Annotated in this window: 28 protein-coding genes; 11 read left to right on the top strand and 17 right to left on the bottom strand. The window is 65.0% G+C overall.

What is annotated here, in order from left to right; genetic code table 11:
• Positions 1-10 precede the first annotated feature (10 nt).
• From ACROUL_RS19070 to ACROUL_RS19005, 14 genes are all read right to left on the bottom strand, one after another.
• Complete coding sequence (locus ACROUL_RS19070; protein ID WP_431301007.1) at positions 11-814, bottom strand: purine-nucleoside phosphorylase; 804 nt, start codon at positions 812-814, stop codon at positions 11-13.
• 85 nt (positions 815-899) lie between these two features.
• On the bottom strand, positions 900-1,868 hold the full coding sequence (locus ACROUL_RS19065) for an ABC transporter permease (protein WP_431301006.1): 969 nt from the start codon (positions 1,866-1,868) through the stop codon (positions 900-902).
• Entirely contained in the window at positions 1,868-2,968 is a 1,101-nt protein-coding gene (locus ACROUL_RS19060; RefSeq protein WP_431301005.1) for an ABC transporter permease, read from the bottom strand. The genes ACROUL_RS19065 and ACROUL_RS19060 overlap by 1 nt, the downstream gene beginning before the upstream one ends.
• On the bottom strand, positions 2,968-4,509 hold the full coding sequence (locus tag ACROUL_RS19055; protein WP_431301004.1) for an ABC transporter ATP-binding protein: 1,542 nt from the start codon (positions 4,507-4,509) through the stop codon (positions 2,968-2,970). The genes ACROUL_RS19060 and ACROUL_RS19055 overlap by 1 nt, the downstream gene beginning before the upstream one ends.
• Before the next feature lie 113 nt (positions 4,510-4,622).
• A complete protein-coding gene (locus tag ACROUL_RS19050; protein WP_305571058.1) occupies positions 4,623-5,618 on the bottom strand; it encodes a BMP family lipoprotein in 996 nt (331 codons plus the stop codon).
• A gap of 161 nt (positions 5,619-5,779) precedes the next feature.
• Positions 5,780-6,214 (bottom strand): GNAT family N-acetyltransferase, encoded by a 435-nt coding sequence (locus ACROUL_RS19045; RefSeq protein ID WP_431301344.1) that lies wholly within the window; start codon positions 6,212-6,214, stop codon positions 5,780-5,782.
• Entirely contained in the window at positions 6,214-6,831 is a 618-nt protein-coding gene (gene tsaB / locus ACROUL_RS19040) for a tRNA (adenosine(37)-N6)-threonylcarbamoyltransferase complex dimerization subunit type 1 TsaB (protein ID WP_431301003.1), read from the bottom strand. Before tsaB ends, ACROUL_RS19045 begins: the two co-directional genes overlap by 1 nt.
• Positions 6,821-7,381, bottom strand: coding sequence for a NifU family protein (locus ACROUL_RS19035; protein ID WP_431301002.1), 561 nt, complete (start codon positions 7,379-7,381; stop codon positions 6,821-6,823). Before ACROUL_RS19035 ends, tsaB begins: the two co-directional genes overlap by 11 nt.
• A 76-nt stretch (positions 7,382-7,457) precedes the next feature.
• Positions 7,458-7,829, bottom strand: a complete 372-nt coding sequence (locus tag ACROUL_RS19030; RefSeq protein ID WP_431301001.1) for a diacylglycerol kinase — start codon at positions 7,827-7,829, stop codon at positions 7,458-7,460.
• Positions 7,830-7,832: 3 nt separating this feature from the next.
• Positions 7,833-9,473 carry a phosphoethanolamine transferase gene (locus ACROUL_RS19025; RefSeq protein WP_431301000.1) on the bottom strand — a complete coding sequence of 547 codons (1,641 nt, stop codon included), beginning with the start codon at positions 9,471-9,473 and terminating at the stop codon, positions 7,833-7,835.
• Between the two features lie 147 nt (positions 9,474-9,620).
• A complete protein-coding gene (locus tag ACROUL_RS19020) occupies positions 9,621-10,076 on the bottom strand; it encodes a universal stress protein (RefSeq protein ID WP_431300999.1) in 456 nt (151 codons plus the stop codon).
• Positions 10,077-10,131: 55 nt separating this feature from the next.
• Positions 10,132-11,439, bottom strand: coding sequence for an MATE family efflux transporter (locus tag ACROUL_RS19015; RefSeq protein ID WP_431300998.1), 1,308 nt, complete (start codon positions 11,437-11,439; stop codon positions 10,132-10,134).
• A complete protein-coding gene (locus ACROUL_RS19010; RefSeq protein WP_431300997.1) occupies positions 11,436-11,927 on the bottom strand; it encodes a PaaI family thioesterase in 492 nt (163 codons plus the stop codon). The genes ACROUL_RS19015 and ACROUL_RS19010 overlap by 4 nt, the downstream gene beginning before the upstream one ends.
• Positions 11,924-12,349 carry a PaaI family thioesterase gene (locus ACROUL_RS19005; protein WP_431300996.1) on the bottom strand — a complete coding sequence of 142 codons (426 nt, stop codon included), beginning with the start codon at positions 12,347-12,349 and terminating at the stop codon, positions 11,924-11,926. Before ACROUL_RS19005 ends, ACROUL_RS19010 begins: the two co-directional genes overlap by 4 nt.
• 109 nt (positions 12,350-12,458) lie before the next feature.
• On the opposite strand from ACROUL_RS19005, the gene ACROUL_RS19000 reads away from it, so the two are divergent.
• The 11 genes from ACROUL_RS19000 to ACROUL_RS18950 all read left to right on the top strand — a co-directional run bounded on the left by ACROUL_RS19000 (position 12,459) and on the right by ACROUL_RS18950 (position 22,291).
• On the top strand, positions 12,459-12,842 hold the full coding sequence (locus ACROUL_RS19000; protein ID WP_431300995.1) for a MerR family transcriptional regulator: 384 nt from the start codon (positions 12,459-12,461) through the stop codon (positions 12,840-12,842).
• A gap of 314 nt (positions 12,843-13,156) precedes the next feature.
• The gene (locus tag ACROUL_RS18995; protein ID WP_431301343.1) at positions 13,157-13,561 is read left to right on the top strand and encodes a MerR family transcriptional regulator; all 405 of its coding nucleotides are present in this window, start codon (positions 13,157-13,159) and stop codon (positions 13,559-13,561) included.
• A 22-nt stretch (positions 13,562-13,583) separates the two neighbouring features.
• A complete protein-coding gene (locus ACROUL_RS18990; protein WP_431300994.1) occupies positions 13,584-15,359 on the top strand; it encodes an acyl-CoA dehydrogenase C-terminal domain-containing protein in 1,776 nt (591 codons plus the stop codon).
• 28 nt (positions 15,360-15,387) lie between these two features.
• Positions 15,388-15,600, top strand: coding sequence for a hypothetical protein (locus ACROUL_RS18985; RefSeq protein WP_305571081.1), 213 nt, complete (start codon positions 15,388-15,390; stop codon positions 15,598-15,600).
• Positions 15,601-15,610: 10 nt separating this feature from the next.
• Positions 15,611-16,246 carry a glutathione S-transferase family protein gene (locus ACROUL_RS18980; protein ID WP_431300993.1) on the top strand — a complete coding sequence of 212 codons (636 nt, stop codon included), beginning with the start codon at positions 15,611-15,613 and terminating at the stop codon, positions 16,244-16,246.
• Between the two features lie 10 nt (positions 16,247-16,256).
• A complete protein-coding gene (locus ACROUL_RS18975; protein WP_431300992.1) occupies positions 16,257-17,468 on the top strand; it encodes an acetyl-CoA C-acetyltransferase in 1,212 nt (403 codons plus the stop codon).
• 132 nt (positions 17,469-17,600) lie between these two features.
• Positions 17,601-18,014 carry a hypothetical protein gene (locus ACROUL_RS18970; RefSeq protein WP_431300991.1) on the top strand — a complete coding sequence of 138 codons (414 nt, stop codon included), beginning with the start codon at positions 17,601-17,603 and terminating at the stop codon, positions 18,012-18,014.
• 46 nt (positions 18,015-18,060) lie between these two features.
• Entirely contained in the window at positions 18,061-18,528 is a 468-nt protein-coding gene (locus tag ACROUL_RS18965; protein WP_431300990.1) for a cupin domain-containing protein, read from the top strand.
• Positions 18,525-19,496 (top strand): cupin domain-containing protein, encoded by a 972-nt coding sequence (locus tag ACROUL_RS18960; protein ID WP_431300989.1) that lies wholly within the window; start codon positions 18,525-18,527, stop codon positions 19,494-19,496. The genes ACROUL_RS18965 and ACROUL_RS18960 overlap by 4 nt, the downstream gene beginning before the upstream one ends.
• A gap of 170 nt (positions 19,497-19,666) precedes the next feature.
• The gene (locus tag ACROUL_RS18955; RefSeq protein ID WP_431300988.1) at positions 19,667-20,101 is read left to right on the top strand and encodes a hypothetical protein; all 435 of its coding nucleotides are present in this window, start codon (positions 19,667-19,669) and stop codon (positions 20,099-20,101) included.
• 9 nt (positions 20,102-20,110) lie between these two features.
• A complete protein-coding gene (locus tag ACROUL_RS18950) occupies positions 20,111-22,291 on the top strand; it encodes a 3-hydroxyacyl-CoA dehydrogenase NAD-binding domain-containing protein (RefSeq protein ID WP_431300987.1) in 2,181 nt (726 codons plus the stop codon).
• Between the two features lie 103 nt (positions 22,292-22,394).
• On the opposite strand, the gene ACROUL_RS18945 is transcribed toward ACROUL_RS18950, so the two are convergent.
• The 3 genes from ACROUL_RS18945 to proC are packed head-to-tail and all read right to left on the bottom strand — an operon-like array spanning position 22,395 to position 24,486.
• The gene (locus tag ACROUL_RS18945; protein WP_431300986.1) at positions 22,395-23,345 is read right to left on the bottom strand and encodes a 2-hydroxyacid dehydrogenase; all 951 of its coding nucleotides are present in this window, start codon (positions 23,343-23,345) and stop codon (positions 22,395-22,397) included.
• Positions 23,345-23,677, bottom strand: a complete 333-nt coding sequence (locus ACROUL_RS18940; RefSeq protein ID WP_431300985.1) for a tRNA-binding protein — start codon at positions 23,675-23,677, stop codon at positions 23,345-23,347. The genes ACROUL_RS18945 and ACROUL_RS18940 overlap by 1 nt, the downstream gene beginning before the upstream one ends.
• Positions 23,674-24,486, bottom strand: a complete 813-nt coding sequence (proC, locus tag ACROUL_RS18935) for a pyrroline-5-carboxylate reductase (RefSeq protein WP_431300984.1) — start codon at positions 24,484-24,486, stop codon at positions 23,674-23,676. The genes ACROUL_RS18940 and proC overlap by 4 nt, the downstream gene beginning before the upstream one ends.
• Positions 24,487-24,504: the final 18 nt, after the last annotated feature.

Below are 24,504 nucleotides of genomic sequence, written 5' to 3'. Positions count from 1 at the left end.
CTGTTGGACCTCATCGGAGCTTGGTCAGGAATTCCCGCAGGATGCGTTCCAGTTTTGCCGCACCAAGGGGGGCCATCGCCTTGGTGTGTTCGTGGCTGATCTGTTCGTTCGACAGTCCGGCGGCCATGTTGGTGATGGTGGAAATGGCCGCGACCTTCAGCCCCAGAAAGCGGGCGAGGATGATCTCGGGGACGGTGGACATGCCGACGGCGTCGCCGCCCAGGGTTTTCAGCATCCGGATCTCGGCCGGGGTTTCGAAGGACGGGCCGGAGTACCAGCAGTAGACCCCTTCGGCCAGCGGAATGCCCAGCGAGGCTGCCGCCGCGCGAAGCCGGGCGCGCAGCATGTGGTCATGCGCATCGGTCATCGGCACGAAGCGCGCATCGGTCTTTTCCCCGATCAGCGGGTTCAGCCCGTTGTAGTTGATGTGGTCGGACAGCAGCATCAGGTCGCCGGGTGCCACGTCTGCCCGCATCGACCCGGCCGCGTTGGTGACGATAAGGCTGTCGGCCCCCAGCGCCTTGAGCACGGTCAGGGGTAGCCGCATCGCCGCCGGGTTGCCGTTTTCGTAATAATGCTCGCGCGCGCCGAACACGGCGACGCGGACGCCTTCAAGATTACCGATCGTCAGCATCGGGGTATGGCCGGACACGCCGACATGCGGAAAGCCGGGAAGGTCGGCGTAGGGTATCGCTACGCCATCGACCGCCTGACCTAGATGACCAAGGCCCGAGCCGAGGATCAGGCCGAGCTTGACCGGTGCGTCGCCGGCGCGGGCGCGGATCGTGGCGGCAAGGGCGGCGGCTTCGGTCATCGGCGGTTCTTTCGGGTTTCTGGCGTAGCAGGGGGGTTCACACCCCCCGCTACGCCCGTAGGATATTTGTCCAAAGAGGAAGGGATCAGCGTTCCTTTACGTAAGGCTCGCCGCCTGCGCGGGGCGGGATGGCCTTGCCGATGAAGCCCGCGAGCACCACGACCGTCAGGATGTATGGAAGCGCGTCGAGGAAGGGGACGGGAATCTTCACCTGCACCACCGCTTCGACCACGTCGGGACGCAGGGCAAGGGCCTGGAAGAAGCCGAAGAGGAGGCAGGCCCAGAGGGCCGCGACCGGGCGCCATTTTGCGAAGATGAGGGCGGCGAGGGCGATGTAGCCGCGGCCTGCGGTCATCTCGCGCCCGAAGCCTGCTTGCAGGGCGGTTGCCATGTAGGCACCGGCGAGGCCGCAAAGGATGCCGGTTATGCCCACGGCGGCAAAGCGCAGCCCAACGACGGAGACGCCCGCAGTATCGACCGCCGCCGGGTTTTCGCCGACCGCGCGGAGGCGGAGGCCAAAGCGGGTGCGGTAGAGCACCCACCAGGTGAAGGGCACCAGCGCGATGGCGAGGTAGACGAGGAAGGAGTGGCCCGAGATCACCTCGTAATAAAGCGGGCCGAGGATCGGCACGTCTTTCAGCGCCTCGGCGAAGGGCAGGGTGATCGGCCCGAAGCGCCCGCCGTCGGTAAGGGGCGGGGTACGCCCGCCCTGACCGAACAGGCGTTGGGCGATGAGCACGGTGATGCCCGAGGAGAGGAAATTGAGCGCCACGCCAGCGATGAGCTGGTTGCCGCGGAAGGTGATCGAGGCGATCCCGTGGATCGCCGCCAGCACCAGTGACGCGCCGATCCCGGCCAGAAGGCCCAGCCAGACCGAGCCGGTCAGGAACGCGACCGCGCCGGAGGCCATCGCGGCCATCAGCATCTTCCCTTCAAGCCCGATGTCGAACACGCCGGCGCGTTCGGAGTAAAGCCCGGCAAGGCAGGCGAGGAGCAAGGGCGTTGCCAGCCGCAGCGTGGAGTCGAGGATTTGCAGCAGCGTTGCGTAATCCATCACGCGGCCCCCAGCTTGCGGCTTTGGAACAGACCGAAGGCCTTGGTCAGCAGCATCCGGACCATCATGTCCAACGCCCCGGTGAACAGGATGACGAGGCCCTGCACCACGATCCGCATCTCGATCGGGATCGAGGTCCAGAGGCCAAGTTCTGCGCCACCTTGATAGAGAAAACCAAAGAGGAGTGCGGCAAGCACCACGCCGAACGGATGGTTGCGCCCCATCAGCGCCACCGCGATACCGATGAAACCTGCCCCTTCGGCCGAGTTCTGCAGCAGCCGCTCCGCCTCGCCCATGACGTTGTTGATGCTCATCATCCCGGCCAGCGCGCCGGACAGGATCATGGTAACGAGGATGATCTTCGTGGGGTTGATGCCGGCATATTTCGCCGCCGGTTCGGATTTGCCGAAGGCGCGGATCTGATAGCCGAGCCGTGTGCGCCAGAGAATTGCCCAGACCACCACCGCCATCGCCAGGGCGATGAAGAGGGTGACATTGGCGGGGACGGGTTTTTGGAAGATCAGGTTGAAGCCGGGGATCATGTCCAGCGTCGGCAGTTTTGCGCCTTCCGGGAAGCGGGCGGTGGCCGGGTCCATCTGGCCTGCGGGGCGCAGCACGTCGACCAGCAGATAGACGATCAGCGCCGAGGCGATGTAGTTGAACATGATCGTGGTGATGACGATGTGGCTGCCGCGCTTGGCCTGCAGGTAGGCCGGCACCGCCGCCCAGGCCGCGCCGAAAGCCGCCGCCCCAAGTGTGGCGGCAAGAAGCGCTAGGGTCCAGTGCGGCCACGGGAAGGCAAGGCAGACCAGTGCGACGCCAAGGCCGCCAAGTTGCGCCTGACCTTCACCGCCGATGTTGAAGAGGCTGGCGTGGAAGGCAATCGTCACCGCAAGCCCGGTGAAGATGAAGCTGGTGGTATAGTAAAGCGTGTAGCCCCAGCCATAGGACGAGCCGAGCGCGCCGTCGACCATGACGTTGATCGCCTCGACCGGGCTTTGGCCGATAGCGAGGAGGACCAGCGCAGAGATTATCGCGGCCAACAAAAGCGAGATCAGCGGGACCAGGACGATATCGGCCCAACGCGGCAAACGGTCCATCACGCGGCCCCCTTTTCGGCGATGCCGGCCATCAGCAGGCCAAGCTCGCGTTCGTTTGTCACCTCGGGGTCACGGAAGCCCATGATCTGGCCATCGAACATCACGGCGATGCGGTCTGAAAGGCTCATGATCTCGTCAAGTTCGACGCTGACCAGAAGGATCGCCTTGCCGGCATCGCGCAGCGCGACGATCTGGTTGTGGATAAATTCGATGGCCCCGATATCCACGCCCCGCGTCGGCTGGCCAATCAGGAGGAGGTCGGGATTCCGCTCCATCTCGCGCGCGACGACGATCTTTTGCTGGTTGCCGCCGGAAAAGGATTTGGCGGCCAGTGTCGGGATCGGCGGGCGCACGTCGTAGGTCTTCATCTTCTTTTCGGTGTCGGCGCGCACGGCGTCATTGTCCATGAAAAGCGCGTTCTTCTGGTATTCGGGCGCGTTGTGGTAGCCAAACGCCACGTTTTCCCACGCGGTGAAATCCATGATCAGGCCAAGGTGCTGGCGGTCTTCGGGCACGTGCGAGATGCCGGCGTCGCGGCGCGACTGGCCGTTTGCGGCGGCCCCTGTCAGCGGCAGGTCTGCCCCCTTAAGGGTGATTTGCCCGGTCGCGGCTGCAATGCCGCCCAACGCTTCAAGAAGTTCGGACTGGCCGTTTCCGGCGACCCCGGCGATGCCGAGGATTTCACCGGCGCGTATCTCGAACGACACGCCCTTAAGGCGCTCCACCTTGTGTTCGTCGCGGACGCGAAGGTTTTCGACCTTGAGCACGACCGGCCCCGGCTTTGCGGGGCCTTTGTCGACCTCCAGCAAGACCTTGCGGCCGACCATCAACTCGGCCAGCGCCTCGGGGCTGGTGTCGGCAGTCTTGACGGTCGCGACCATCGTGCCGCGCCGCATCACGCTGACATTGTCGGTCGCCTCCATGATCTCGCGCAGCTTGTGGGTGATCAGGATCACCGTCTTGCCCTGATCGCGAAGGCCGCCAAGGATGCGGAACAGATGGTCCGCCTCATCTGGCGTCAGCACGCCGGTCGGTTCGTCGAGGATCAGGATGTCGGCCTGCCGGTAAAGCGCCTTCAGGATTTCGACGCGCTGCTGGTGGCCGACCGACAGGTCTTCGATCAGCGCGTCGGGGTCGACATCCAGCTCGTATTCCCGCGCGAGGTCGGTCAGTGCCTTGCGCGCCTTGGCGAGGCTGGTGTTCAAAAGCGCGCCGTCCTCGGCGCCAAGGACGACGTTTTCCAGCACCGTGAAATTCTGCACCAGCTTGAAATGCTGGAAGACCATGCCGATACCGGCGCGGATCGCGCTCTGGCTGTCGGGGATGGCGGTGAGATTGCCGTTGATGACGATCTGGCCGGCGTCGGCTTTGTAGAAGCCGTAGAGAATGCTCATCAACGTCGACTTGCCGGCGCCGTTTTCGCCGATGATGCCGTGGATCGTGCCTTTCGGCACCGCGATGTTGATGTCCTTGTTGGCCTGAACTGGACCAAAGGCCTTTGAGATGCCTTTGAGTTCAATGGCATAGGCTTCATCGGCCATGTGGTCCCCCTGACACTCCGGTCCCTGCCGCTTGTGGTCGCAGCTTGGGCCGTCTTGCGAATGTGCCGCGCCAGAAGACTGGCGCGGCACTCATTACATCAGCTGAGGGCCGATCAGAACGTGGCGGCCGGGCAGGTGTTGTCCGACATGTAGTCGTGCACGACCAGTTCGCCCGACTTGATCTTGGCAGCAGCCTCGTCGACCTTGGCCTGCATTTCCGGGGTCACCAGCGAGGCGTTGTTTTCGTCCATCGCGTAGCCGACGCCGTCGTTTGCCAGACCCATCACATTGATGCCGGGCTTCAGGTCGACGCCTTCCTTGAACGCCTCATAGACGGCATTGTCGACGCGCTTCAGCATCGAAGTCAGAACCTTGCCGGGGTGCATGTAGTTCTGGTTGCTGTCGACGCCGATCGACAGGATGCCAAGGTCGGCAGCCGTCTGCAGCACACCGATGCCGGTGCCGCCAGCTGCCGCGTAGATCACGTCAGCGCCCTGGCTTTGCTGGGCGGTGGCCAGTTCAGCACCCTTCACCGGGTCGTTCCATGCGGCCGGAGTGGTGCCGGTCATGTTCAGGATAACCTTGGCGGCCGGGTTCGCGGCAACGACGCCTTGCGCATAGCCGCAGCCGAACTTGCGGATCAGCGGGATGTCCATGCCGCCGATGAAGCCGACGGTGCCGGTCTTCGAGGCAAGGCCGGCCATCATGCCGACGAGGTAGGACCCTTCATGCTCGTTGAATACGACGGACTTCACGTTCGGCTGATCGACGACCATGTCGATGATCGCGAACTTGGTGTCGGGGAAATCCGGGGCAACGGTGTTCAGCACGTCACCGAAGGCAAAGCCGGTCATCACAACCGGGTTCGCGCCCGATTCCGCAAGGCGGCGCAGCGCCTGCTCGCGCTGGGCTTCGGATTGCATCTCCAGTTCCTTGAACGTGCCGCCGGTTTCGGTTGCCCATTTCGTGGCGCCGTTGAACGCGGCTTCGTTGAAGGATTTGTCGAACTTTCCGCCAAGGTCGAAGATGATTGCGGGTTCGGCGGCGGCCACGCCGGCGGTCAGCGCCAGCGCGGCGGTGGCGCCGTAGAGGGATTTCATGAAGGTCATCGGATGCTCCCGGTCGATTTTGTTGCTCTTGGCCGGGGATGCCGACCCAGGGCCTTTGGCCCATGACTCGCACCCGCCGGATCGTAGGCAAACTTGGGCGGAGTCGCTCGGGCCGGTCAAGGCATATTCGGCGCCGCAGCGGGTGAATTTTGACCGTCCGGTCAGGTTGCCGCAGGCGGCGCCGGTTTTCCAAGCGAACGGGACAGCACCAGCGCGTCCTCGGCCCTGCCGTCGGGGTGGCGGTAGTAACCACGCCGACGCCCGGCATCGACGAAACCATGCGCGCGGTAGAGCGCGAGCGCTGCGGCATTGCCCGCCGCCACCTCAAGAAAAGCGGTGTCTGCGCCCCTGAGCCGCGCCTGATAGAGGAAGCGTGCCATCAGCTTTGCCCCCATCCCCCGCCTGCGCGCCTGCGGGGCCACGGCGAGCGTCAGCACCTCTGCCTCGCCCGCCGCCGCCCGCCCCAGAAGGAATCCTTCTGCCTCGGTCAGCGCAAAGACGAAGGGGTCAGCCAGCATCGACGCAAACTCCGCCGCCGACCACGGTTTCGGCGTGGTGAAGCACAGCGCATGCAGCGCGGCCATTTCCTCGGCCATCACGGCAGGATCACCGGCGGCGGGTCGGACGGCGGAGCCGCATCCGCGCCGCGCAGGTAAAACGGTGCGGGCCGTGGCTGCGGTGTCAGGGCGCGCACCGCCCCGATGCGGGCAATCGCCTCAGCCAGCGGTACGGCGGGTGGCAGGGCGGCGTCGCCCGCTGCCGATCCGGTGGCAGCGGTCGCGACCACGACCCGTTCGGCCAGATGCGCGGGTCCGGCCCCGTCAGCGGTGAAGGTTTGTACGTAAAGCTCGCCCCGCCGCGCGTCTTCGACCACTGTCACCGGGCGCGGCAGGCCGTGGGCCAGCGCCTCGAGCCGTGTGACACCGACCGCCGGGATGCCAAGGCCAAGCGCAAGACCGCGCGCCGCCGCCACCGCGATGCGGACGCCGGTGAAGTTTCCCGGCCCGGTGCCAACGGCGATGGCACGCAGGTCGCGCCAGCCGATGCCGCCTTCGGCCAGCACCTCTTCCAGCATCGGGACCAGACGCTCTGCCTGCCCTTTGGCCATCGCCTCGTCACGCAGGATAAGCCCGCGGTCCCATAGCAAAGCGGCCGCGCAATGCGCGGCCGATGTGTCGAAGGCCAGGATCGGCAGCAAGGGGTCAGGCCGCAACGGGCCGCACTTCCAGCACTTCCGGGATGTAGTGCCGCAGAAGGTTCTCGATCCCCATCTTCAGCGTGAGGGTCGAAGATGGGCAGCCCGCGCAGGCACCCTGCATGTGCAGGTAGACCACGCCGCGGTCAAAGCCGTGGAAGGTGATGTCGCCACCATCCTGCGCCACGGCAGGACGGACACGGGTATCGAGGAGTTCCTTGATCTGGCGCACGATGTCGCCATCCTCGCCGGTGTGTTCGGCATGGCCCGAAGCCGCCTGTTCACCTTCGATAACGGGCGCACCAGACTGGAAATGCTCCATGATCGCGCCAAGGATCGCCGGCTTGATGTGCTGCCATTCGACCGCGTCAGCCTTGGTCACCGTCACGAAATCGGTTCCGAAGAACACCCCAGTGACGCCGCCCGCCGCAAAGATGCGCCGTGCCAGCGGCGATTTCGCGGCTGCCTCTTCGCTGGGGAAATCTGCGGTGCCAAGTTCCAGCACGGTCTGGCCGGGCAGGAATTTCAGCGTGGCCGGGTTTGGCGTGGATTCGGTCTGGATGAACATGGGGTATCTCCGACTATTCCACTCGGATATGCGCTTCGCGGCGCGCCATGTCAAGTTTGGAACCGTTCTAAACCGGTCAGAAAAGCACCACCCACCCGGCATAAAGCCCGGTCGCGACCAACAGGCACATCACGGCGAACGACCCCATGTCTTTCGCGGATTTGGCGAACTCGGACCATCCGGGCGAGGCGTTGTCGACCAGTTCTTCGATGGCCGTGTTCAGCGCCTCGACTGCCAGAACAATCAGCGACAGGATGGCGAGCCCGAGGAATTCGGCCAGACTGGCACCCACGGCTGCGAAAAGGGCAAGCAGGATCGCCAGCGCGATCACCTCTTGGCGAAAGGCCGATTCCCGCCACAGGCGCCTTGCCCCACCAGCCGAATATCCGGCAGCCGCTATGAAATGCGCGACCCCGGATTTGCGCAACGGCTTTTCAAGTTTCTGCAAGTGTCAGCTTCCCCGTGCCCGGCACCCTGCCGCAAGATCCAGCGCGTCATCGCGCGCCGTGGTGCTTATATCAGCCATTCCAAGAATGGTGGAGAACACGTTGTCATGGCTGGCGGGCTTGGCCTGACGTTCTTTCAAGCAGTCCTGCGGAAGCCCGAGCGCGGCCTGATACCGCTCGGCCATCCACAGCACCATCGGCACATGGGTCTGTTCGGTTGGGGCCATGAAGTAGGGCGTGCCGTGCAGGTAGATCCCGTTTTCGCCCAGGCTTTCGCCGTGATCAGAGACGTAGAACATAGCCGGGATCACGCGATCCTGACCATCGAGCATGTCGATCACCTGTGCAAGGAACCAGTCGGTGTAGGCGATGGTGTTGTCGTAGGCGTTGACGATTTCCTCGGCGCTGCACTCCATTACCTCGGGCGTCTGGCAGGTTGGCTTGAACACCTCGCGGTCGGCCGGATAGCGCAGCCAGTAGCTTGGCCCGTGACTGCCGATCTGGTGCAGCACGATCACGGTGTTCTGCGTGATGGTGGCCGCAGTGTCCTGCAGCCGCTTCAGAAACACCGCGTCGATGCATTCCGGCGTGCAGAATTCCGCCCCATCCACAGCCGTCATGAACCGCGATGGCAGCCGCGCGGCAATGCCCTTGTTGCCGGTGTTGTTGTCCCACCATTCCACCTTGAACCCCGCGCGCGCCATCACGTCGAGCAGGTTTTCGTGGCTGAGCCCGGCTTCATAGGAATACTCCGCCCGCGTCAGTGGCGAGAACATGCAGGGCAGCGAGGTTGCCGTGGCCGTGCCACAACTGGACACATCGGAAAAGTAGGCGATGTCACGTTTGGCAAGTTCGGGGTTCGTCTCGCGCCCGTAGCCCCCAAGCGACCAGCTTGCCGCCCGGCCCGTCTCGCCGGCAACAATGACAAGAAGAACCGGCTTGGTGGCCGCTGCCAGATACGGACCCGCCTTTGCGTCGGTGCCGGTTGGCTGCAGCACGATGTCGCGCGATTTCATGAGCATCCGCACATAGCGCACCGCGCCCGAAATCGGGGCCAGTGGCTGAACCGAGGCGAGCAATTCTTTGTCTTCGCGCAAGACGCTGGAGAAATCCTTGTAGTTGCTGAACAACAGCCCGATCACCAGCGCCGTCGCAAGGGAGTTCACCAGTGTCCAGCCCGCCAGACTACGCCAGATGCCAGTGCGCCGGATGCGGACCCAAAGCACGACCGCTGAGGGCAGCACCCCGTAGAGCAGCACATGCAGCAGGAAGGCCGGCGTGATCAGGTGCTTGGATTCAGCGACCGTCGTGGTCGCGGCGTTCTGGATCATGTCGCGGTCGATCACCACGCCAAGCGCGTCCATGTAGTAGGAGGTGATCGCCGCAATTAGCAACAGCGCCACCAGCACCGGCTTTTGCGCCCTGCGAACGGCGATGAACGCGATGACAAGAAAGGTCAGTGCCCAGATCGCCGCGGCGAAGATCAGCGCGGTGACGGTATGCCCTTCGAAGATGCGAAACAGGTGACCCCAGAAGGTCTGGTTGCACAGCGCCATCAGGTAGATCGCCACCGCGACGTTCAGCGCAAAGGGTGAAACGGCGGGGCGGGTGCTGCTATCGGGCGAGGGGGAGGCTGAGACTGACATGGGAACCCTAGCAAAGTTGGACGACGCCTAGACCTGCGCCGTGACCTCGACAATCGCTATATCATCCGCGTGAGTAAGCAGCCGCTTACAGCGGAGGGTAAACCGCAGGACCGGGCGGAAGCTTGCCGATTGCGCGCTCGCTGCCGGTCAGGTGATCGCCTCAAGCCGTTCCTTCGACATATCGCCGGGCACGATGGTGATCGGGATCGGCAGGTTCCCCGAATTCCGGCTCATCGCGGTGACGAGCGGCCCTGGTCCGGCCTTTTCGGTGGCGGCCCCAAGCACCAGAACGCCGATCTCGCTGTCTTCGCTGACCTGCGCCAGAATCTCGGTGACGGGGTCGCCTTCGCGGATCACAAGTTCCGGGTTCACCCCCTGCTTGTCGCGCATCCACTTGGCGAACACCTCGAAATGCGCCTCGATCCGCTCACGCGCTTCGGCGCGCATCAGGTCGGCCACGCCCATCCAGTGCTGATACTCCTCGGGCGGGACGATCGACAGGATCGTGACACCGCCGCCGGTATGCGCCGCCCGAAGTGCCGCGAACCGCATCGCGTTCAGGCATTCGCGGCTGTCATCCAGAACCACCAGAAACTTCCGCATGTCTCTCCCCTTTGCCAGCGCGATCATGGCCCGGCGGGGTAGGGGAAGGCAAGCCTCAGCCGCCAGCCCGCGCCGCGACCTTTGGATAGCGCTGCCACAGAGTGACCGTCCGCGTCGCGTTCAGCACCATAAGCGCCGCCCAAAGCCCGTGGTTGCCGAAGGCCGGGATCATCACCGCCAGCGCAACAACATAGACCGCCACCGACACCAGCATCGCGCGCAACATGTCGCCGGTCAGCATGGCGCCAATGAAGATGCCGTCGTAGATCCACGCGGCCACGCCGATCAACGGCGCGGCGATCAGCCAGGGCAGATAATGCCGCGCCGCCTCGCGAACCTCGGGCGCGGTGGTCATCAGGTCGATGACCTGCGGCCCGGCCAGAAGGAATACGCCCGCCAGCACCGCCGCCCCGCCGAACCCCCACTGCATGCACAAAAGCCCTGCCCGCCTGCTTTCCACCGCCGACCGCGCGCCGACCGCCTGCCCGATCAGCGCCTCGGCCGCAAAGGCGAACCCGTCGAGGGCATAGGCGGTGATTTCCAAAAACTGCATCAGAACCTGATTGGCCGCCAGTGTCACGTCGCCGAAACGCGCACCTAGAAACACGAAGCTGGTGAACGAAAGCTGCAGGATCACGGTCCGCGCCATGATGTCGCGGCTGGCGGTGAACATCAGGCGCAGGGCGACCGGGTCGGGCAGGCGCGCCAAGGCTGCGCGCAACACCGGCCCGAACGCATCGCGCGCCAGCCACAGGCCAAGCATCAGCCCGGTCCATTCGGCGATCAGCGTTGCCGCCGCCACCCCCGGCACGCCCCAGCCAAGTCCGATCACGAACCACAGGTCGAGCCCTATGTTCAGCCCGTTCTGCCACAGTTGCAGGATCAACACGCCCTTCGTCCGCTCCAGCCCGATCAGCCAGCCGGTCAACGCATAAAGCCCGATGGTCGCCGGTGCGCCCCAGATCCGGATCGCCAGATACTGCCGCGCCAGCCCCTCTACCTCGGCCGAGGCTGGGGCTACGGCAAAGGCTCCGGTAAAGAGCAAAACCTGCGCAACCACGAGCGCCAGTCCGGCAGTGCCGCCGATGATCAGCGCGCGGATCAGGATTGCCGACCGCTCGGCCATGTCGCCCGCGCCTTGGGCCTGCGCGGCAAGACCTGAGGTCGACATCCGCAGGAATCCGAAGGCCCAGTAAAGCGTCGCGAGGATCACCGCCCCGATGCCGACCGCGCCCAAGGGGGCGGCCTGCCCAAGCTGGCCGATGACGGCGGTATCGACCGCGCCCAGAAGGGGCACCGTGGCATTCGACAGCACGATCGGCCCGGCGATCCTGAACACCCGGCCATGGCTTAGCGTGGTCATCCCGCAGCCTGCGTCGGCATCAGGAAATGCCCGGTCGCTTGCGCGAAAAGGCGGCTGCGGTTGTCTTGCCACGCCTCGACATGCACGGAGGCATAGCGGCGGCCGGAACGGTTGACGCGGGCGCGGGCATAGGCATCGCGAGGCAGTCCGGCGCGCAGGTAATCGACAGTGAAATCGATTGTCTTGGGCAGGCGGATAGTGCCATCCGGCACCGCGCCCTCCGCCTCCATCCCGTCCCAGAGCGAGGTCCAGGCAAGTTCGATGATCGCCGCCACCTCGAGGAACGCCGCGGTCGCCCCGCCGTGCAGCGCGGGCAGCAAGGGGTTGCCGATCAGGCGGTCGTTGAACGGCATGACGGCTGTTAGTTCGTCGCCGCGCCGGTCAAACTGGATGCCCAGAAAGCCGATGTAGGGCACGCCGTCGACCAGCGAGCGCAGAAGCGCGTCGCGGCGCTGTTTGATGACCTGAACCGGTTCGGGGCGTTTCATTCGCCGGCCCGTTCGATGGTGAAGGCACCGGTGGCCATTGCCACGGGGCGGGTTTCATCGTCGTCGGTGGCGGTGGCGCGGATGAAGGCCACGGTGCGGGTGGCGTGGTGGCATTCGGCGCGGGCGCGGATTGTCTGGCCTGGGGTCGCGGGGCGCATGTAGTCGATCCGCAGGTCGAGCGTGGCGGTCGACGTGGGCGCGGAGGGGTGGCTCATCACCGATGCGCCCGAGGCGGTATCCATCAGCGCCGAGACGGCGCCGCCATGGATCACGCCGGTGGCTGGGTCGCCGATCAGGCGCGGGTCGTAGGGCATGGAGATTACTGCCGTGCCCGGCCCGATCTCTTCCAGCACCATCCCCAGCGCGCGGCTGTGGGGCAGGGCTTCGATGAAGCGGCGGGCGAGGTCGAGGGCGTGGGACATGGCGTTTCCTATCGCCGCCATGAAACCGGAGCGGGAAGAGGAGCGCAAGGCCCGACCCGGTTGCGCGATGGGCAAACCGCGCCTAGGCTTGACCCCGAGAGGAGAGCCAATGTCCGACAGCCGCCTGACCTTCAAGGAGATGTGCGCGCGGTTCGATGTGACGCCGCGGACGCTGCGCTACTATGAATATATCGAGTTGCTGGCCCCGGAGCGGGATGGGCGGGCGCGGTTTTATGGGCCGCGCGAGGTGGCGCGGATGACGCTGATCCTGCGGGGGCGGCGGTTCGGGTTCAGTCTGGAGGAAATCCGCCAGTGGCTTTTGATCTATCAGCAGAAAGGCACCCGGTCGCAGTTGGAGCATTGGGTGCGGCTGGCGGACCGGCAGCTGGAAGATCTGGAACGGCAGCGGGCCGAGCTGGAGGTGACGCTGGCCGACTTGAGGGCCCTGCGCGAGACTGCGGTGGCGGAACTGGGCAAGTTGGGCGAGGCTTGAGCCGCCTGTCCCACGGTGGGACAATTGCGAGTTTCATGTATTTCAATGGCTTGCGGGCCCGCGTCAAGGCCTTGGTAACGAAGTGGGCCGGCCGGTGGCCCTTGGCCGACCGCCGGGGGTTTCACACCCCCGGACCCCCGTGGGATATTTGTGAAGGGGAAGCAGGTGGTGCGGTGCGGGATGGCATCGCTGACTTCACGTCAGGCGCTTTTCTGACGTGACGTCACAGTGACGTTAACGTCAACTGGTCTGGTAATGTCAGTTTGCGGATCGCATCTGCCCGTCAGATGCACCCGTTGCGAGAGCTTGCCATGATGACTGCGAAAACAACTGTGAAGCCCGACCTGATGACCATTCGCGAAATGTGCGAGACGTTCGACGTGACGCCGCGCACGCTGCGGTTCTATGAGGCGAAGGAACTGCTGAGCCCCGTGCGCGACGGGACCAGACGGCTGTTCACCCGGCGCGACCGGGCGCGGCTGACGCTGATCCTGCGCGGCAAGCGGTTCGGGTTCAGTCTGGAGGATATCCGCCAGACGCTGGACCTTTACGACCGCGATGGGTCGAACGAGGCGCAGCGACGGCGGACCTGCGAACTGGCCCGCGAACGGCTGGCGGTGATGGAGGCGCAGCGCGCCGAACTGGACGAGGCGATTGCAGAGCTGCGCGCGGAACTGGCGGCAAACGACGCGGTTCGCCAAGATCAGGCTGCCGAATGACAAGAAGGAAGGATTGACCGGAATGCCCCGCTACATTGCCCCAGTGAAGGATACGCAGTTTCTGCTGCACGAGGTTCTGAAGATCAGTGCCGCCGATATTCCCGGCTACAGCGATCTTGACGAGGCGTTCACCGGGGCGGTGCTGGAGGAGGCGGCGAAACTGGCGGGCGATGTGCTGGCGCCGCTGAATATGGTCGGCGATCGCGAGGGTTGCGTGATGGAGAACGGCGTGGTGCGCACGCCGACCGGGTTCAGGGCGGCGTTCGATGCCCTGCGCGCCGGGGGCTGGACGGCACTGGACGCGGACCCCGCCTATGGCGGGCAGGGGTTGCCGCACCTGATGCACACTGCGGTCAACGAGACCTTCGTTTCGGCCAACATGGCGTTTCAGATGTATCAGGGCCTGACGCACGGGGCCTATTCGGCGATCCATGTGCATGGCTCGGCCGAGCAGAAGGCCACCTACCTGCCAAAGCTGGTGTCCTGCGAGTGGACCGGCACGATGAACCTGACGGAGCCGCATTGCGGCACCGATCTGGGTCTGATGCGCACCAAGGCCGAGCCGCAGGCGGATGGCAGCTACCGGATCACCGGGCAGAAGATCTTCATTTCGGCTGGTGAGCATGACATGGCCGACAACATCATCCATCTGGTCCTGGCCAAGGCGCCGGGCGGAGGCACGGGGACCAAGGGGATTTCCCTTTTTATCGTGCCGAAGTTTCTGGTGAACGAGGATGGCAGCCTTGGTGCAAGGAATGCGCTCTCGGTTGGCAAGATCGAGGAGAAGATGGGGATTCACGGCAACTCGACCTGCGTGATGAACTATGACGGCGCGACCGGGTATCTGCTTGGAGATCTGCACAAGGGTATGCGCGCGATGTTCACCATGATGAACGAGGCGCGGCTGGGTGTGGGCCTGCAGGGCTATGCGGTGGCAGAAGCGGCGTATCAGAACGCGCTGGCCTACGCCAAGGACCGCTTGCAGGGCCGCGACGTGACCGGGGCGAAGAACCCCGGCGAGGCGGCGGACCCGTTGATTGTGCATCCCGACATTCGCCGCAACCTGATGGAGCAGAAAAGCTTTGTCGAAGGCGCGCGCGCCTTGACGCTGTGGGCTGCAAGCCTGATCGACCGGTCGCACCGGATGGGCGATGCGGATGCGGAGGGTCTGGTGAGCCTGATGATCCCGGTGATCAAGGGGTTCCAGACCGACAAGGGTTTCGAGATGGCCGTGGCTGCGCAGCAGGTCTACGGCGGGCACGGCTACATCGAAGAATGGGGGATGAGCCAATTCGCCCGCGATGCCCGGATCGCGATGATCTACGAGGGTGCCAATGGCGTGCAGGCACTGGATCTGGTGGGTCGCAAACTGGCCACGGATGGCGGCAAGCATGTGATGGCGTTCTTCGACATGGTGAAGGCCGAGGTCCGCGCGCATGACGGCGATGCGCGGATGGCGGGCTTTGCCGAGCCGTTGAAGGCCGCGTCAAAGCAACTGCAACAGGCGGCGATGTATTTCATGCAGGCCGGGATGAAGAACCCCAATGCGGCGCTGGCGGGGTCTTACGACTTCATGCACCTGATGGGGCACGTCTGCCTTGGCCTGATGTGGACGCGGATGGCCAAGGCGGCCTATGTGGCGCTGGACGGCGGGGCGGCGGACCGCGACTGGCTGGAAGCGAAGATCGCGACGGGGCGGTTCTACATGGCGCGGCAGTTGCCGGCCTGCGGGATGCATCTGGCGCGGATCGAAAGCGGGGCCGAACCGGTCATGGCGCTGGCGGCAGAGGCGTTCTAAGGTTTCACGCGCAACCAAGGAGATGCCGATGCCGAAACGCTTTCGCCTGACCCGACGCTTCAACGCCGCCATGACCGAGGATGGCTACCGCGCGCTCAGGCGGTTCGCGACCGAGGCGGGGCTGGAGGAGGGCGAGGCGCTATCGTTCATCTTCGAGAACTTTTCCAGCGTGATCGACCACGACAACCTGACCCACCGGCTGCGGCTGTTCAATGCCGAGCTGGACAATCGCAAGCAGTAGGACCGGAATCATGACAGCGAAACTCTACTGCTTTGGCGAAAGCGGCAACGCGTACAAATGCGCGCTGGCGCTGACGTTCACCAACACCGAGTGGGAGCCGGTGTATGTGGATTTCTTTGGCGGCGAGGCGCGGAGTGCTGCGTTCCGCGAGATCAACGAGATGGCTGAGGTGCCGGTGTTCGTCGACGGGCCGCTGACGCTGACGCAATCGGGCGTGATCCTGGATTACATCAGTTCGAAGACCGGGAAGCTGGGGGGCAAGTCGGCGGCGGAGCGGCGCGAGGTGCTGCGGTGGATGTTCTGGGACAATCACAAGCTGTCCGGGCAGATCGGCACGGCGCGGTTCCTTGGCAATTTCCTTGCGCCGGAGAAGCGGCCCGCTGGGGCGGTCGAGTTTTTGCAGGCGCGGCTGAAGGCGTCTTACAAGACGCTGAACGCACATCTGGAGGGGCGCGACTGGGTGGCGGGCGCGGCAATGACGATCGCGGACCTGTCGTGCTGCGGGTATCTTTATTACCCCGAACCGTTTGGTTTTGACCGCAAGGAATGGCCGAACATCGACGCCTGGCTGGACCGGATCGCGGCCATTCCGGGTTGGAAACATCCCTATGAATTGATGCCCGGCAGCCCTGCCGACCGGGCATGAGGAGAGACCGATGACCGACGCTTTCATCTACGACGCCGTCCGGTCTCCGCGCGGCAAGGGCCGGCCGGATGGGTCATTGCACGAGCTGACGGCGGTCGCGCTGTCGGCGAAGGTTTTGAACGCGCTGAAGGAGCGGAGCGGGCTGGAAGGCCATGCGGTCGAGGATGTGATCTGGGGCAACGTCACGCAGGTGGGCGAACAGGGCGGGTGTCTGGCGCGGTCAGCGGTGCTGGCGTCGGATCTGGACGAGAGCATTCCGGGGCTGGCTATCAACCGGTTCTGCGCCAGCGGGATGGAGGCGGTAAACCTTGCGGCCAATCAGGTGAAGGCGGGTGCGGGGCGGGCCTACATCGCCGGTGGGGTGGAGATGATGGGGCGCGTGCCGATGGGGTCGGACGGGGCGGCCATCGCGGTGGACCCCAGCCTTGCGATGAAGACTTATTTCGTGCCGCAGGGGATTTCGGCAGACCTGATCGCCACGGAATACGGGTTCAGTCGTGACGATGCCGACGCGCTGGCGGTGGAATCGCAGCTCCGCGCGGCGGTGGCTTGGGCGGAGGGGCGGTTTTCGCGGTCGGTGCTGACGATCCGCGACCAGAACGGCCTGCCGATCCTTGCCACCGACGAATACATGCGCCCCGGCACCGACATGCAGACGCTGGGCGCGTTGAAGCCTGCCTTCAAGGACATGGGCGAGGTGATGCCGGGCTTCGACAAGGTGGCGTTGATGAAGTTCCCGCATCTGGAGCGGATCAAACACATCCATCATGCGGGCAATTCATCCGGCATCGTCGATGGTGCGGCGGCGCTGCTGATAGGCGATGCGGAGTTTGGCCGCGCGCACGGGTTGAAACCGCGCGCCCGCATCCGCGCCACGGCGAAGATCGGCACCGATCCCACCATCATGCTGACCGGCCCGGTGCCGGTGACGGAAAAGATCCTGCGTGACGCGGGCATGGTGATTGGCGACATCGACCTTTTTGAGGTGAACGAAGCCTTTGCCAGCGTCGTTCTGCGCTTCATGCAGGCGTTCGACGTGGACCCTGGCATCGTAAACGTAAACGGAGGGTCGATTGCGATGGGCCACCCGCTGGGGGCCACAGGGGCCATCATCATCGGCACCCTGCTGGACGAGTTGGAGCGGTCTGACCGCGAGGTGGGCCTTGCCACGCTTTGCATCGCGTCGGGCATGGGGGCTGCAACCATCATCGAGAGGGTGTGATGCCAGCACCCGACGGCCTTTCGCCTTGTGACGCAGCGTCAGCAGTGCTGTCCTATGGGAATGGCACGGCAAAGCCTCCATGTCGGCAGGCGAGGGCAAATGCCCGCCATCGCCGCCAGAATGGGAGCCCCCATGTTCGATCACATGCAGGATTTGCTGGATCAGACCGCCGCCGATCTGCTGTCGGGCCACACCGATGCGATTGCGGGCCGCTGCGCTTATCCGATGGTGGTGCATTCGCCGCAGAAGATCGTGCCATTCCAGACGTCTGCCGACTATGCCGCGACGCTGCGGAAGGTTTCGGGCCGGTTGCGGGACCGCAAGGTGACGGCGATCAGCGCCCGGCTGCGCGCCACGGATGCGCCCAGCGCAGGACGCTTTCGCGCCTTTGCGCGGCTGACCTGCCGCTTTGGCGACGGCACGCCGCCAAGCCAGACCGATCTGATCTATTTCTGCCGGATGGTCGACAACGCCATTCGGGTCGAGATGATCGAGATGGACTGCAGCCTGATGCACGCCGAGCAGACCCCCCGACAGCCTGCCTGACGGAGACGGTCTTCCTTTTGGCGGGCGTGAAGCCGGGGAGGGCGCAATGAAGCTGGATCTGTCGAAGGTGCCGGTAAAGGTCGGGTCAATCTACCCTGAGCCTTATGCAAGGGAAATGGTGGGGCGGTCTAGCTTGCGGCTGGGGCAGGCGGGCGGGCTGACGCAGTTTGGCGTGAACATCGTGATCCTTGAACCCGGCGCGAAATCATCGCTGCGCCACTGGCATCTGAACGAGGACGAGTTCGTGATGGTGCTGTCGGGCGAATGCACGATGGTGCTGGATGCGGGGCCTGTGGTGATGCGTGCTGGCGAGTGCGCGGCGTTTCCGGCAGGCGTCCCGGATGGGCACCAGTTTATCAACCATACCGATTCCGAAGCGCGGTTTCTGGTGGTTGGCACCAAGGCGCCGGTGGAAACCGCGACCTATTCCGACGTCGATCTGATGGTGCACATCGCGGACGGTGCTGCGCGGTTCACCTACAAGGACGGAACGGACTACGAGGAGCCGCGATGATCGTTGACCCGGCCACGGCACCGGTCAGCGGGGAAGCTGGGTTCAGCACGCTGCACCTTTCGGTGGCGGGCGGGCTGACGCAGTTCGGTGCCTATATCGACACGCTGGCGCCGGGCGCATGGTCAGCCAAGCGGCACTGGCATTCGGCGGAGGACGAGTTTGTCTATCTTCTGTCCGGCACGGCGACGCTGCGCGATGACGCCGGACTTACCGAACTTTTCCCCGGCGATGCGGTCTGCTGGCGGCGGGGTGATCCCAACGCGCATCACCTGACCAACCGGGGCGATGTGCCGTGCCGGTGGCTGATCGTAGGCAGCCGCGCGGCGGGTGACATCTGCACCTATCCAGACGACGGCAGCCGCCAGATCAATGATGCCGCGCGCTGGCGCGTGGTTGACGCCGATGGCCGCGTGCTCCGCGAGGGCGATCTGCCGCCGGAACTGCTGGAGTTGCGTGCGCCTTGGGGGCAGGCGTTTGACGGCAGCGCGCGACCGAATGTGATCCGTGCGGGCAGTGTCGCGCCGACCAGCGACCCCGGATCGTCGCCGTTTGCCGATCTGGGCGATTACGAGGCGCATCCGCTTTCCGAGGCGGGCGGGCTGACGCAGTTCGGCGCGTTCACCGAAACCCTCATGCCGGGGGCGCGGTCCAGCCACCGCCACTGGCATTCGGACGAGGACGAGTTTCTGTATACCCTCGACGGGATCGTCACGCTGCACGAGGACGATGGCGCAACCGACATCGGCCCCGGCACCTGTGTCTGCTGGCCCGCCGGTGTGCCGAACGCGCATTGTCTGGAAAACCGCAGCGACCAGCCGGCGACCTACATTGTCGTCGGGTCGCGGTTGCCCGAGGACGAGGTGTCCTATCCCGACATCGACCTGCACTATGCGCGCCGTGGTGGGGTTAGGACCGTATCGCACAAGGATGGCACGCCCTATCCCGGCTGGCCCAAGGCCTTGCCATGACCGCCAGACCAGAGCCAGCCCGTTGCAACCGAAAGGAATTTTTTCTGCCCACGGGAACCGCCCCCAGTTGCCGTGCGTTTGGCGTTGGACCGGGCTCTGCGCGCATCGTGCGACGTATGCCGGACCACGGGCCCGGCGAAGTTCGCGTGGGTCGCTTGCAGGGGGGCAGGATGACGGCGGTGGAGATTCTGGAGTGCTTTCTCGATGCGGTGGGCAAAGCGGTGGTGGATGGCCGTCTGGAGGTTTACGCCCAGCATGTAAGCCTGCCGTTCGTTCTGGAAACCGCGTCGGCCACGCTGACGGTCACCACGATGGACGATCTGGCGGACGGCTTCGACACCTATGGCGAGATGCTGGCCGATCTTGGCGTGACCTCGATCCAGCGCAAGGTGATCCGGGCCTTTGCGCCGACGCCCGGCAGGGTTCATGGGCAATACACCACCCGGTTGATGGCGGAAAACCTGCAGGTCGCGCCGATGTTCTGGTCGCAGACCCAGATCGACTTGATCGAAGGCGTCTGGAAATGCGCCTTCGTCCGCAACACTACGACCGATGCCCGCTGGCCGGTCCTGATGCCGAACACCTACAGCCCTCTTAATGACTAGGATTCCCGCATGACCGATTTTTCGATGACCACCGATGCTGACGGCGTTGCAACGATCATCTGGGACGTGGCGGCAAAGTCGATGAACGTGATGTCGACCGAGGCGTTCGCGCTGTTGTCGGCGCTGGTGGATCAGGCGTTGGGCGATGCGGCGGTGAAGGGGATCATCCTGACCAGTGGGAAGCGCGATTTCGCGGGCGGGATGGACCTTAACGTGATCGCGCGGATGCGGGCCGGGGGGGCGCAGGCGATCTTTGATGGCGTGATGGGGATGCATCAGGTCTTGCGCAAGATCGAGCGGGCGGGGATGGACCCCAAGACGCTGAAGGGTGGCAAGCCGATCATCGCGGCGCTTCCCGGCACCGCGCTGGGGATTGGTCTGGAACTGCCGCTGGCCTGCCACCGGATCATCGCGGCGGACAATCCGAAGGCGAAGATCGGGCTGCCGGAGATCATGGTGGGGATTTTCCCTGGGGCGGGGGGCACGACGCGGCTGGTCAGGAAGATGGGCGCGATGATGGCGGCGCCGTATCTGCTGGAGGGCAAGCTCAGTGATCCCAAGGGCGCCAAGGCGGGCGGATTGATCGACGAAGTGGTGGCGCCCGAGGCGCTGCTGGCGCGGGCGAAGGAATGGGTGCTGACGGCGACGGACGCCGATCTGGTCAAGCCGTGGGATGCCAAGGGCTACAAGATGCCGGGCGGCACACCGTATCATCCGGCGGGGTTCATGACATTTGTCGGTGCGTCGGCGATGGTGATGGGCAAGACGATGGGGGTCTATCCGGCGGCCAAGGCGCTGCTGGCGGCGGTCTATGAGGGCGCGCTGGTGCCGTTCGACACGGCGCTGAAGATCGAGGCGCGGCATTTCACTAGCGTGCTGATGAATCCGTCGTCGACCGCGATGATCCGCAGCCTGTTTATCAACAAGGAGGCACTGGAGAAGGGCGCGAACCGTCCGAAGGTGCCGGACCAGACTGTCAAGAAGCTTGGCGTGATCGGCGCGGGCATGATGGGGGCGGGGATCGCCTATGTTTCGGCCCTTGCTGGGATCGAAGTCGTGTTGATCGACGCCACGCAGGAGGCGGCGGACAAGGGCCGTGCGCATTCCGAGGGGCTTCTGGACAAGGGTGTGCAGCGCAAGAAGGTGACAGCAGAGAAGAAGGCCGAGGTTCTGGGCCGGATCACCGCGACCACCGATTATGCGGCGCTTGCCGGCTGCGACCTGATCGTCGAGGCGGTGTTCGAGGACCCGAAGGTGAAGGCCGAGGTCACGGCAAAGGTCGAGGCGGTGTGCGATGGCGTCTTTGCCACCAACACCTCTACCCTGCCGATCAGCGGGTTGGCGAAGGCGAGTGTCAGACCGGAGCGGTTCATCGGAATCCATTTCTTCTCACCCGTCGACAAGATGAACCTGGTTGAGATCATCCGGGGCCGCGAAACCGGCGATGTTGCCGTGGCCAAGGCGCTGGATTTCGTTCGGCAGATTCGCAAGACCCCGATCGTGGTGAACGACGCGCGGTTCTTTTATGCCAACCGATGCATCATTCCCTACATCAACGAAGGCATCCGCATGGTGGCCGAAGGGGTGGAGCCGGCGCTGGTGGAAAATGCTGCCAAGCTGGTCGGTATGCCGCTCGGGCCACTGCAACTGGTCGATGAGACGTCGATCGATCTAGGCGTGAAGATCGCCAAGGCGACCCGTGCGGCGATGGGAGATGCCTATCCGGACGGGGCGGTGGACGAGGTGCTGTTCTGGATGGCCGATCAAGGGCGGCTGGGCAAGAAGGCGGGTGCCGGGTTCTACGCCTATGACGCGGCGGGCAAACGCGAGGGGCTTTGGGACGGGCTGGCAGCCCGGTTCCCCGAGGCGGCCGGTCAGCCGGAGTTGGGCGAGGTGCAGCACCGTTTGCTGATGGCGCAGGTGCTTGAGGCGGTGCGGGCGCTGGAAGGCGGCGTGTTGACCGACATCCGCGAGGGTGACGTGGGTGCGATCCTTGGCTGGGGCTTTGCGCCGTGGTCGGGCGGGCCGTTTGGCTGGCTGGATATCATTGGGGCTGGGCGGGCGTTGGAGATTTGCGACAGGCTGACGGCGCGGCACGGGGCGCGGTTTGCGGCGCCTGCGATGCTGCGCGAGATGGCGGCGAAGGGTACGAGTTTCTACGGCGCGAAGGCCGACGCCAAGGCCGCCTGATCTGGCAGGCTCAATCGAGCCTGCCATCCGGCGACGTGCCAGCGAAACTGCCGAGGCCGACCCTTCATTTGAGGGGCGTCTTTTTCCGCTGAAGACGTGTGGCTCAGACCCGGTTCGGCAGGTCGCGGCCTTCGAGATGCGCGATGAGGTTGGTGACGGCCATCATCCCCATGTTTTCTCGCACTTCTAGCGCGGCGGTCCCGAGGTGGGGCAGGAGGGCCACGTTTTCCATCGCCATAAAGGCGCTCGGCACCTGCGGCTCGAATTCATAGACGTCGAGGCCCGCGCCAGCGATCTTTCCGGCTTGCAGCACCGCGATCAGGGCCGCCTCATCCACCACATCACCCCGGCTGATGTTGACGAAGATGCCGGAGGGTTTCATCGCGGCGAAAGCCTCGGAGTTCATCAGGTGATGCGTGGCCTTGCCTCCCGGCACCGCGACGACGACAAAATCGGCCCCCATCGCCTCGGCCATCGTCACCTGCCGCGCCGGTACGCCCGCATCGGCCACGGGCGAGCGGTTGAAGAAGATCACTTCCATCCCGAAGCCCGCGTGGCAGCGCCGCGCGATGGCCTTGCCGATGCGGCCCATGCCGATGATGCCGACGGTCTTGCCGGAGACGTGGGTGCCAAGCATCTGCGTTGGTGTCCAGCCGCCCCATAGCCCTGCGCGGAGCATCCGCTCGCCTTCACCTGCGCGGCGGGCGGTCATCAGCATCAGGGTCAGGGCGATGTCGGCGGTGGCGTCGGTGACCGCTCCCGGCGTGTTCGTTACGGCAATGCCGGCGGCGCGGGCGGCGTCGACGTCGATGTGGTTGTAGCCGACGCCGAAGTTCGCGAGGATTTTCGCGCGGGGGGCCGGGACATCGGCAAAGACGTCGGGCTGAAAGCGGTCGCCAAGGGTGGGCAGTACGGCGTCGTAGTCGCGCAGGGCCGAGCGAAGTTCGACGGGCGACAACGGGGCCGGGTTGTCGCGCAGGGTGACGTCGAAACGGGCCTTTGCAGCATCGAGCACGCGGGCTGGCATCATGCGGGTGATCAGGAGTTTCTGCATCAGAACATCTTTCCGCCAAGCGGCACATTATGGCTGGGGCCGATCAGGACCACCGCGCCGTTTGCATCGGGGACGCCCAGCACCAGCACCTCAGACATCACCGGGCCGATCTGGCGGGGCGGGAAGTTGACCACGGCGAGGACCTGCCGGCCGACCAGTTCGTCGAGGGTATAGTGGACGGTGATCTGAGCGGAGGAGCGTTTCTCGCCGATCTCGGGCCCGAAATCGAGCCAGAGCTTGTAGGCGGGCTTGCGCGCCTCGGAGAAGGGTTCGGCGCGAGTGATGCGGCCGACGCGGATGTCGACCGCGTCGAAATCGGCGTAGGTGATCATTTGCCAAGCTCCCGTCCGCGATCGGCTGCGGCCTTGACGGCGCGGCGGAGGAGGGCGGGGAAACCTGTGGTGTCGTCCATCAGGACGGCGAGGGCCGCAGCGGTGGTGCCGCCTGGGGAGGTGACGTTGATGCGCAGTTGCGCGGCGCTATCAGGCGAGCGGTGCGCAAGCTCGCCGGCACCGGAGACGGTGGCGCGCGCAAGGCGCATGGCTGTTTCAGGGGGCAGGCCTTCGGCCACGCCGGCGGCGGCCATCGCTTCGATCAGGTGGAATACGTAGGCCGGACCGGAGCCTGAGACGGCGGTGACGGCGTCGATCTGGTGTTCGCCGTCAAGATCGACCACTTCGCCCACCGCAGCCATCAGGGAGCGGGCGAGGGCGAGGTTTTCGGGCGTGGTGTGGGGGTTGCCGCAGATCGCGGTGATGCCACGTCCGACCATCGCGGGGGTGTTGGGCATGGTGCGGACGATCGGAGTTTCAGCGCCAAGCGCCGCCTCGAACGAGGCGATGGTGGTACCGGCGGCGATCGAGACGAAAAGGGTCTTGCCGTTGCCCAAGGCTTGCAGGGCGGGCAGGGCCGCGCCCATCATCTGCGGCTTTACTGCCAGCAGGGCCACGGCAGGGGCGGGCGGCACGCCCCGGTTCAGGTGCACGCCGGAGGATTTGAGCCAATCAGTGGGGTTCGGTTCGATCACCCAGACCGACGCGGCAGGCACCCCCGCCGCAAGCCAGCCGGTGAGAAGGGCCGTGCCCATCTTGCCGCAACCAAGTAGCACCAGCCCATCACGGGCAACTACATCCAGACCCATTCCATCCCCCATCAAGCG

The organism is Tabrizicola sp. BL-A-41-H6, assembly GCF_050632395.1.
Classification (GTDB): Bacteria; Pseudomonadota; Alphaproteobacteria; order Rhodobacterales; family Rhodobacteraceae; genus JAUYQR01.
The sequence above is the reverse complement of the archived record's forward strand: the minus strand, read 5'-3'. Positions and strand labels throughout refer to the sequence as shown.

Excerpts from the sequence above, each read along its gene's own strand:
- ACROUL_RS19070 (WP_431301007.1), bottom strand. The coding sequence starts at position 814 with ATGACCGAAGCCGCCGCCCTTGCCGCCACGATCCGCGCCCGCGCCGGC.
- ACROUL_RS19065 (WP_431301006.1), bottom strand. The coding sequence starts at position 1,868 with ATGGATTACGCAACGCTGCTGCAAATCCTCGACTCCACGCTGCGGCTG.
- ACROUL_RS19060 (WP_431301005.1), bottom strand. The coding sequence starts at position 2,968 with ATGGACCGTTTGCCGCGTTGGGCCGATATCGTCCTGGTCCCGCTGATC.
- ACROUL_RS19055 (WP_431301004.1), bottom strand. The coding sequence starts at position 4,509 with ATGGCCGATGAAGCCTATGCCATTGAACTCAAAGGCATCTCAAAGGCC.
- ACROUL_RS19050 (WP_305571058.1), bottom strand. The coding sequence starts at position 5,618 with ATGACCTTCATGAAATCCCTCTACGGCGCCACCGCCGCGCTGGCGCTG.
- ACROUL_RS19045 (WP_431301344.1), bottom strand. The coding sequence starts at position 6,214 with ATGGCCGAGGAAATGGCCGCGCTGCATGCGCTGTGCTTCACCACGCCG.
- ACROUL_RS19035 (WP_431301002.1), bottom strand. The coding sequence starts at position 7,381 with ATGTTCATCCAGACCGAATCCACGCCAAACCCGGCCACGCTGAAATTC.
- ACROUL_RS19025 (WP_431301000.1), bottom strand. The coding sequence starts at position 9,473 with ATGTCAGTCTCAGCCTCCCCCTCGCCCGATAGCAGCACCCGCCCCGCC.
- ACROUL_RS19020 (WP_431300999.1), bottom strand. The coding sequence starts at position 10,076 with ATGCGGAAGTTTCTGGTGGTTCTGGATGACAGCCGCGAATGCCTGAAC.
- ACROUL_RS19015 (WP_431300998.1), bottom strand. The coding sequence starts at position 11,439 with ATGACCACGCTAAGCCATGGCCGGGTGTTCAGGATCGCCGGGCCGATC.
- ACROUL_RS19010 (WP_431300997.1), bottom strand. The coding sequence starts at position 11,927 with ATGAAACGCCCCGAACCGGTTCAGGTCATCAAACAGCGCCGCGACGCG.
- ACROUL_RS19005 (WP_431300996.1), bottom strand. The coding sequence starts at position 12,349 with ATGTCCCACGCCCTCGACCTCGCCCGCCGCTTCATCGAAGCCCTGCCC.
- ACROUL_RS19000 (WP_431300995.1), top strand. The coding sequence starts at position 12,459 with ATGTCCGACAGCCGCCTGACCTTCAAGGAGATGTGCGCGCGGTTCGAT.
- ACROUL_RS18995 (WP_431301343.1), top strand. The coding sequence starts at position 13,157 with ATGACTGCGAAAACAACTGTGAAGCCCGACCTGATGACCATTCGCGAA.
- ACROUL_RS18990 (WP_431300994.1), top strand. The coding sequence starts at position 13,584 with ATGCCCCGCTACATTGCCCCAGTGAAGGATACGCAGTTTCTGCTGCAC.
- ACROUL_RS18985 (WP_305571081.1), top strand. The coding sequence starts at position 15,388 with ATGCCGAAACGCTTTCGCCTGACCCGACGCTTCAACGCCGCCATGACC.
- ACROUL_RS18980 (WP_431300993.1), top strand. The coding sequence starts at position 15,611 with ATGACAGCGAAACTCTACTGCTTTGGCGAAAGCGGCAACGCGTACAAA.
- ACROUL_RS18975 (WP_431300992.1), top strand. The coding sequence starts at position 16,257 with ATGACCGACGCTTTCATCTACGACGCCGTCCGGTCTCCGCGCGGCAAG.
- ACROUL_RS18970 (WP_431300991.1), top strand. The coding sequence starts at position 17,601 with ATGTTCGATCACATGCAGGATTTGCTGGATCAGACCGCCGCCGATCTG.
- ACROUL_RS18965 (WP_431300990.1), top strand. The coding sequence starts at position 18,061 with ATGAAGCTGGATCTGTCGAAGGTGCCGGTAAAGGTCGGGTCAATCTAC.
- ACROUL_RS18960 (WP_431300989.1), top strand. The coding sequence starts at position 18,525 with ATGATCGTTGACCCGGCCACGGCACCGGTCAGCGGGGAAGCTGGGTTC.
- ACROUL_RS18955 (WP_431300988.1), top strand. The coding sequence starts at position 19,667 with ATGACGGCGGTGGAGATTCTGGAGTGCTTTCTCGATGCGGTGGGCAAA.
- ACROUL_RS18950 (WP_431300987.1), top strand. The coding sequence starts at position 20,111 with ATGACCGATTTTTCGATGACCACCGATGCTGACGGCGTTGCAACGATC.
- ACROUL_RS18945 (WP_431300986.1), bottom strand. The coding sequence starts at position 23,345 with ATGCAGAAACTCCTGATCACCCGCATGATGCCAGCCCGCGTGCTCGAT.
- ACROUL_RS18940 (WP_431300985.1), bottom strand. The coding sequence starts at position 23,677 with ATGATCACCTACGCCGATTTCGACGCGGTCGACATCCGCGTCGGCCGC.
- proC (WP_431300984.1), bottom strand. The coding sequence starts at position 24,486 with ATGGGTCTGGATGTAGTTGCCCGTGATGGGCTGGTGCTACTTGGTTGC.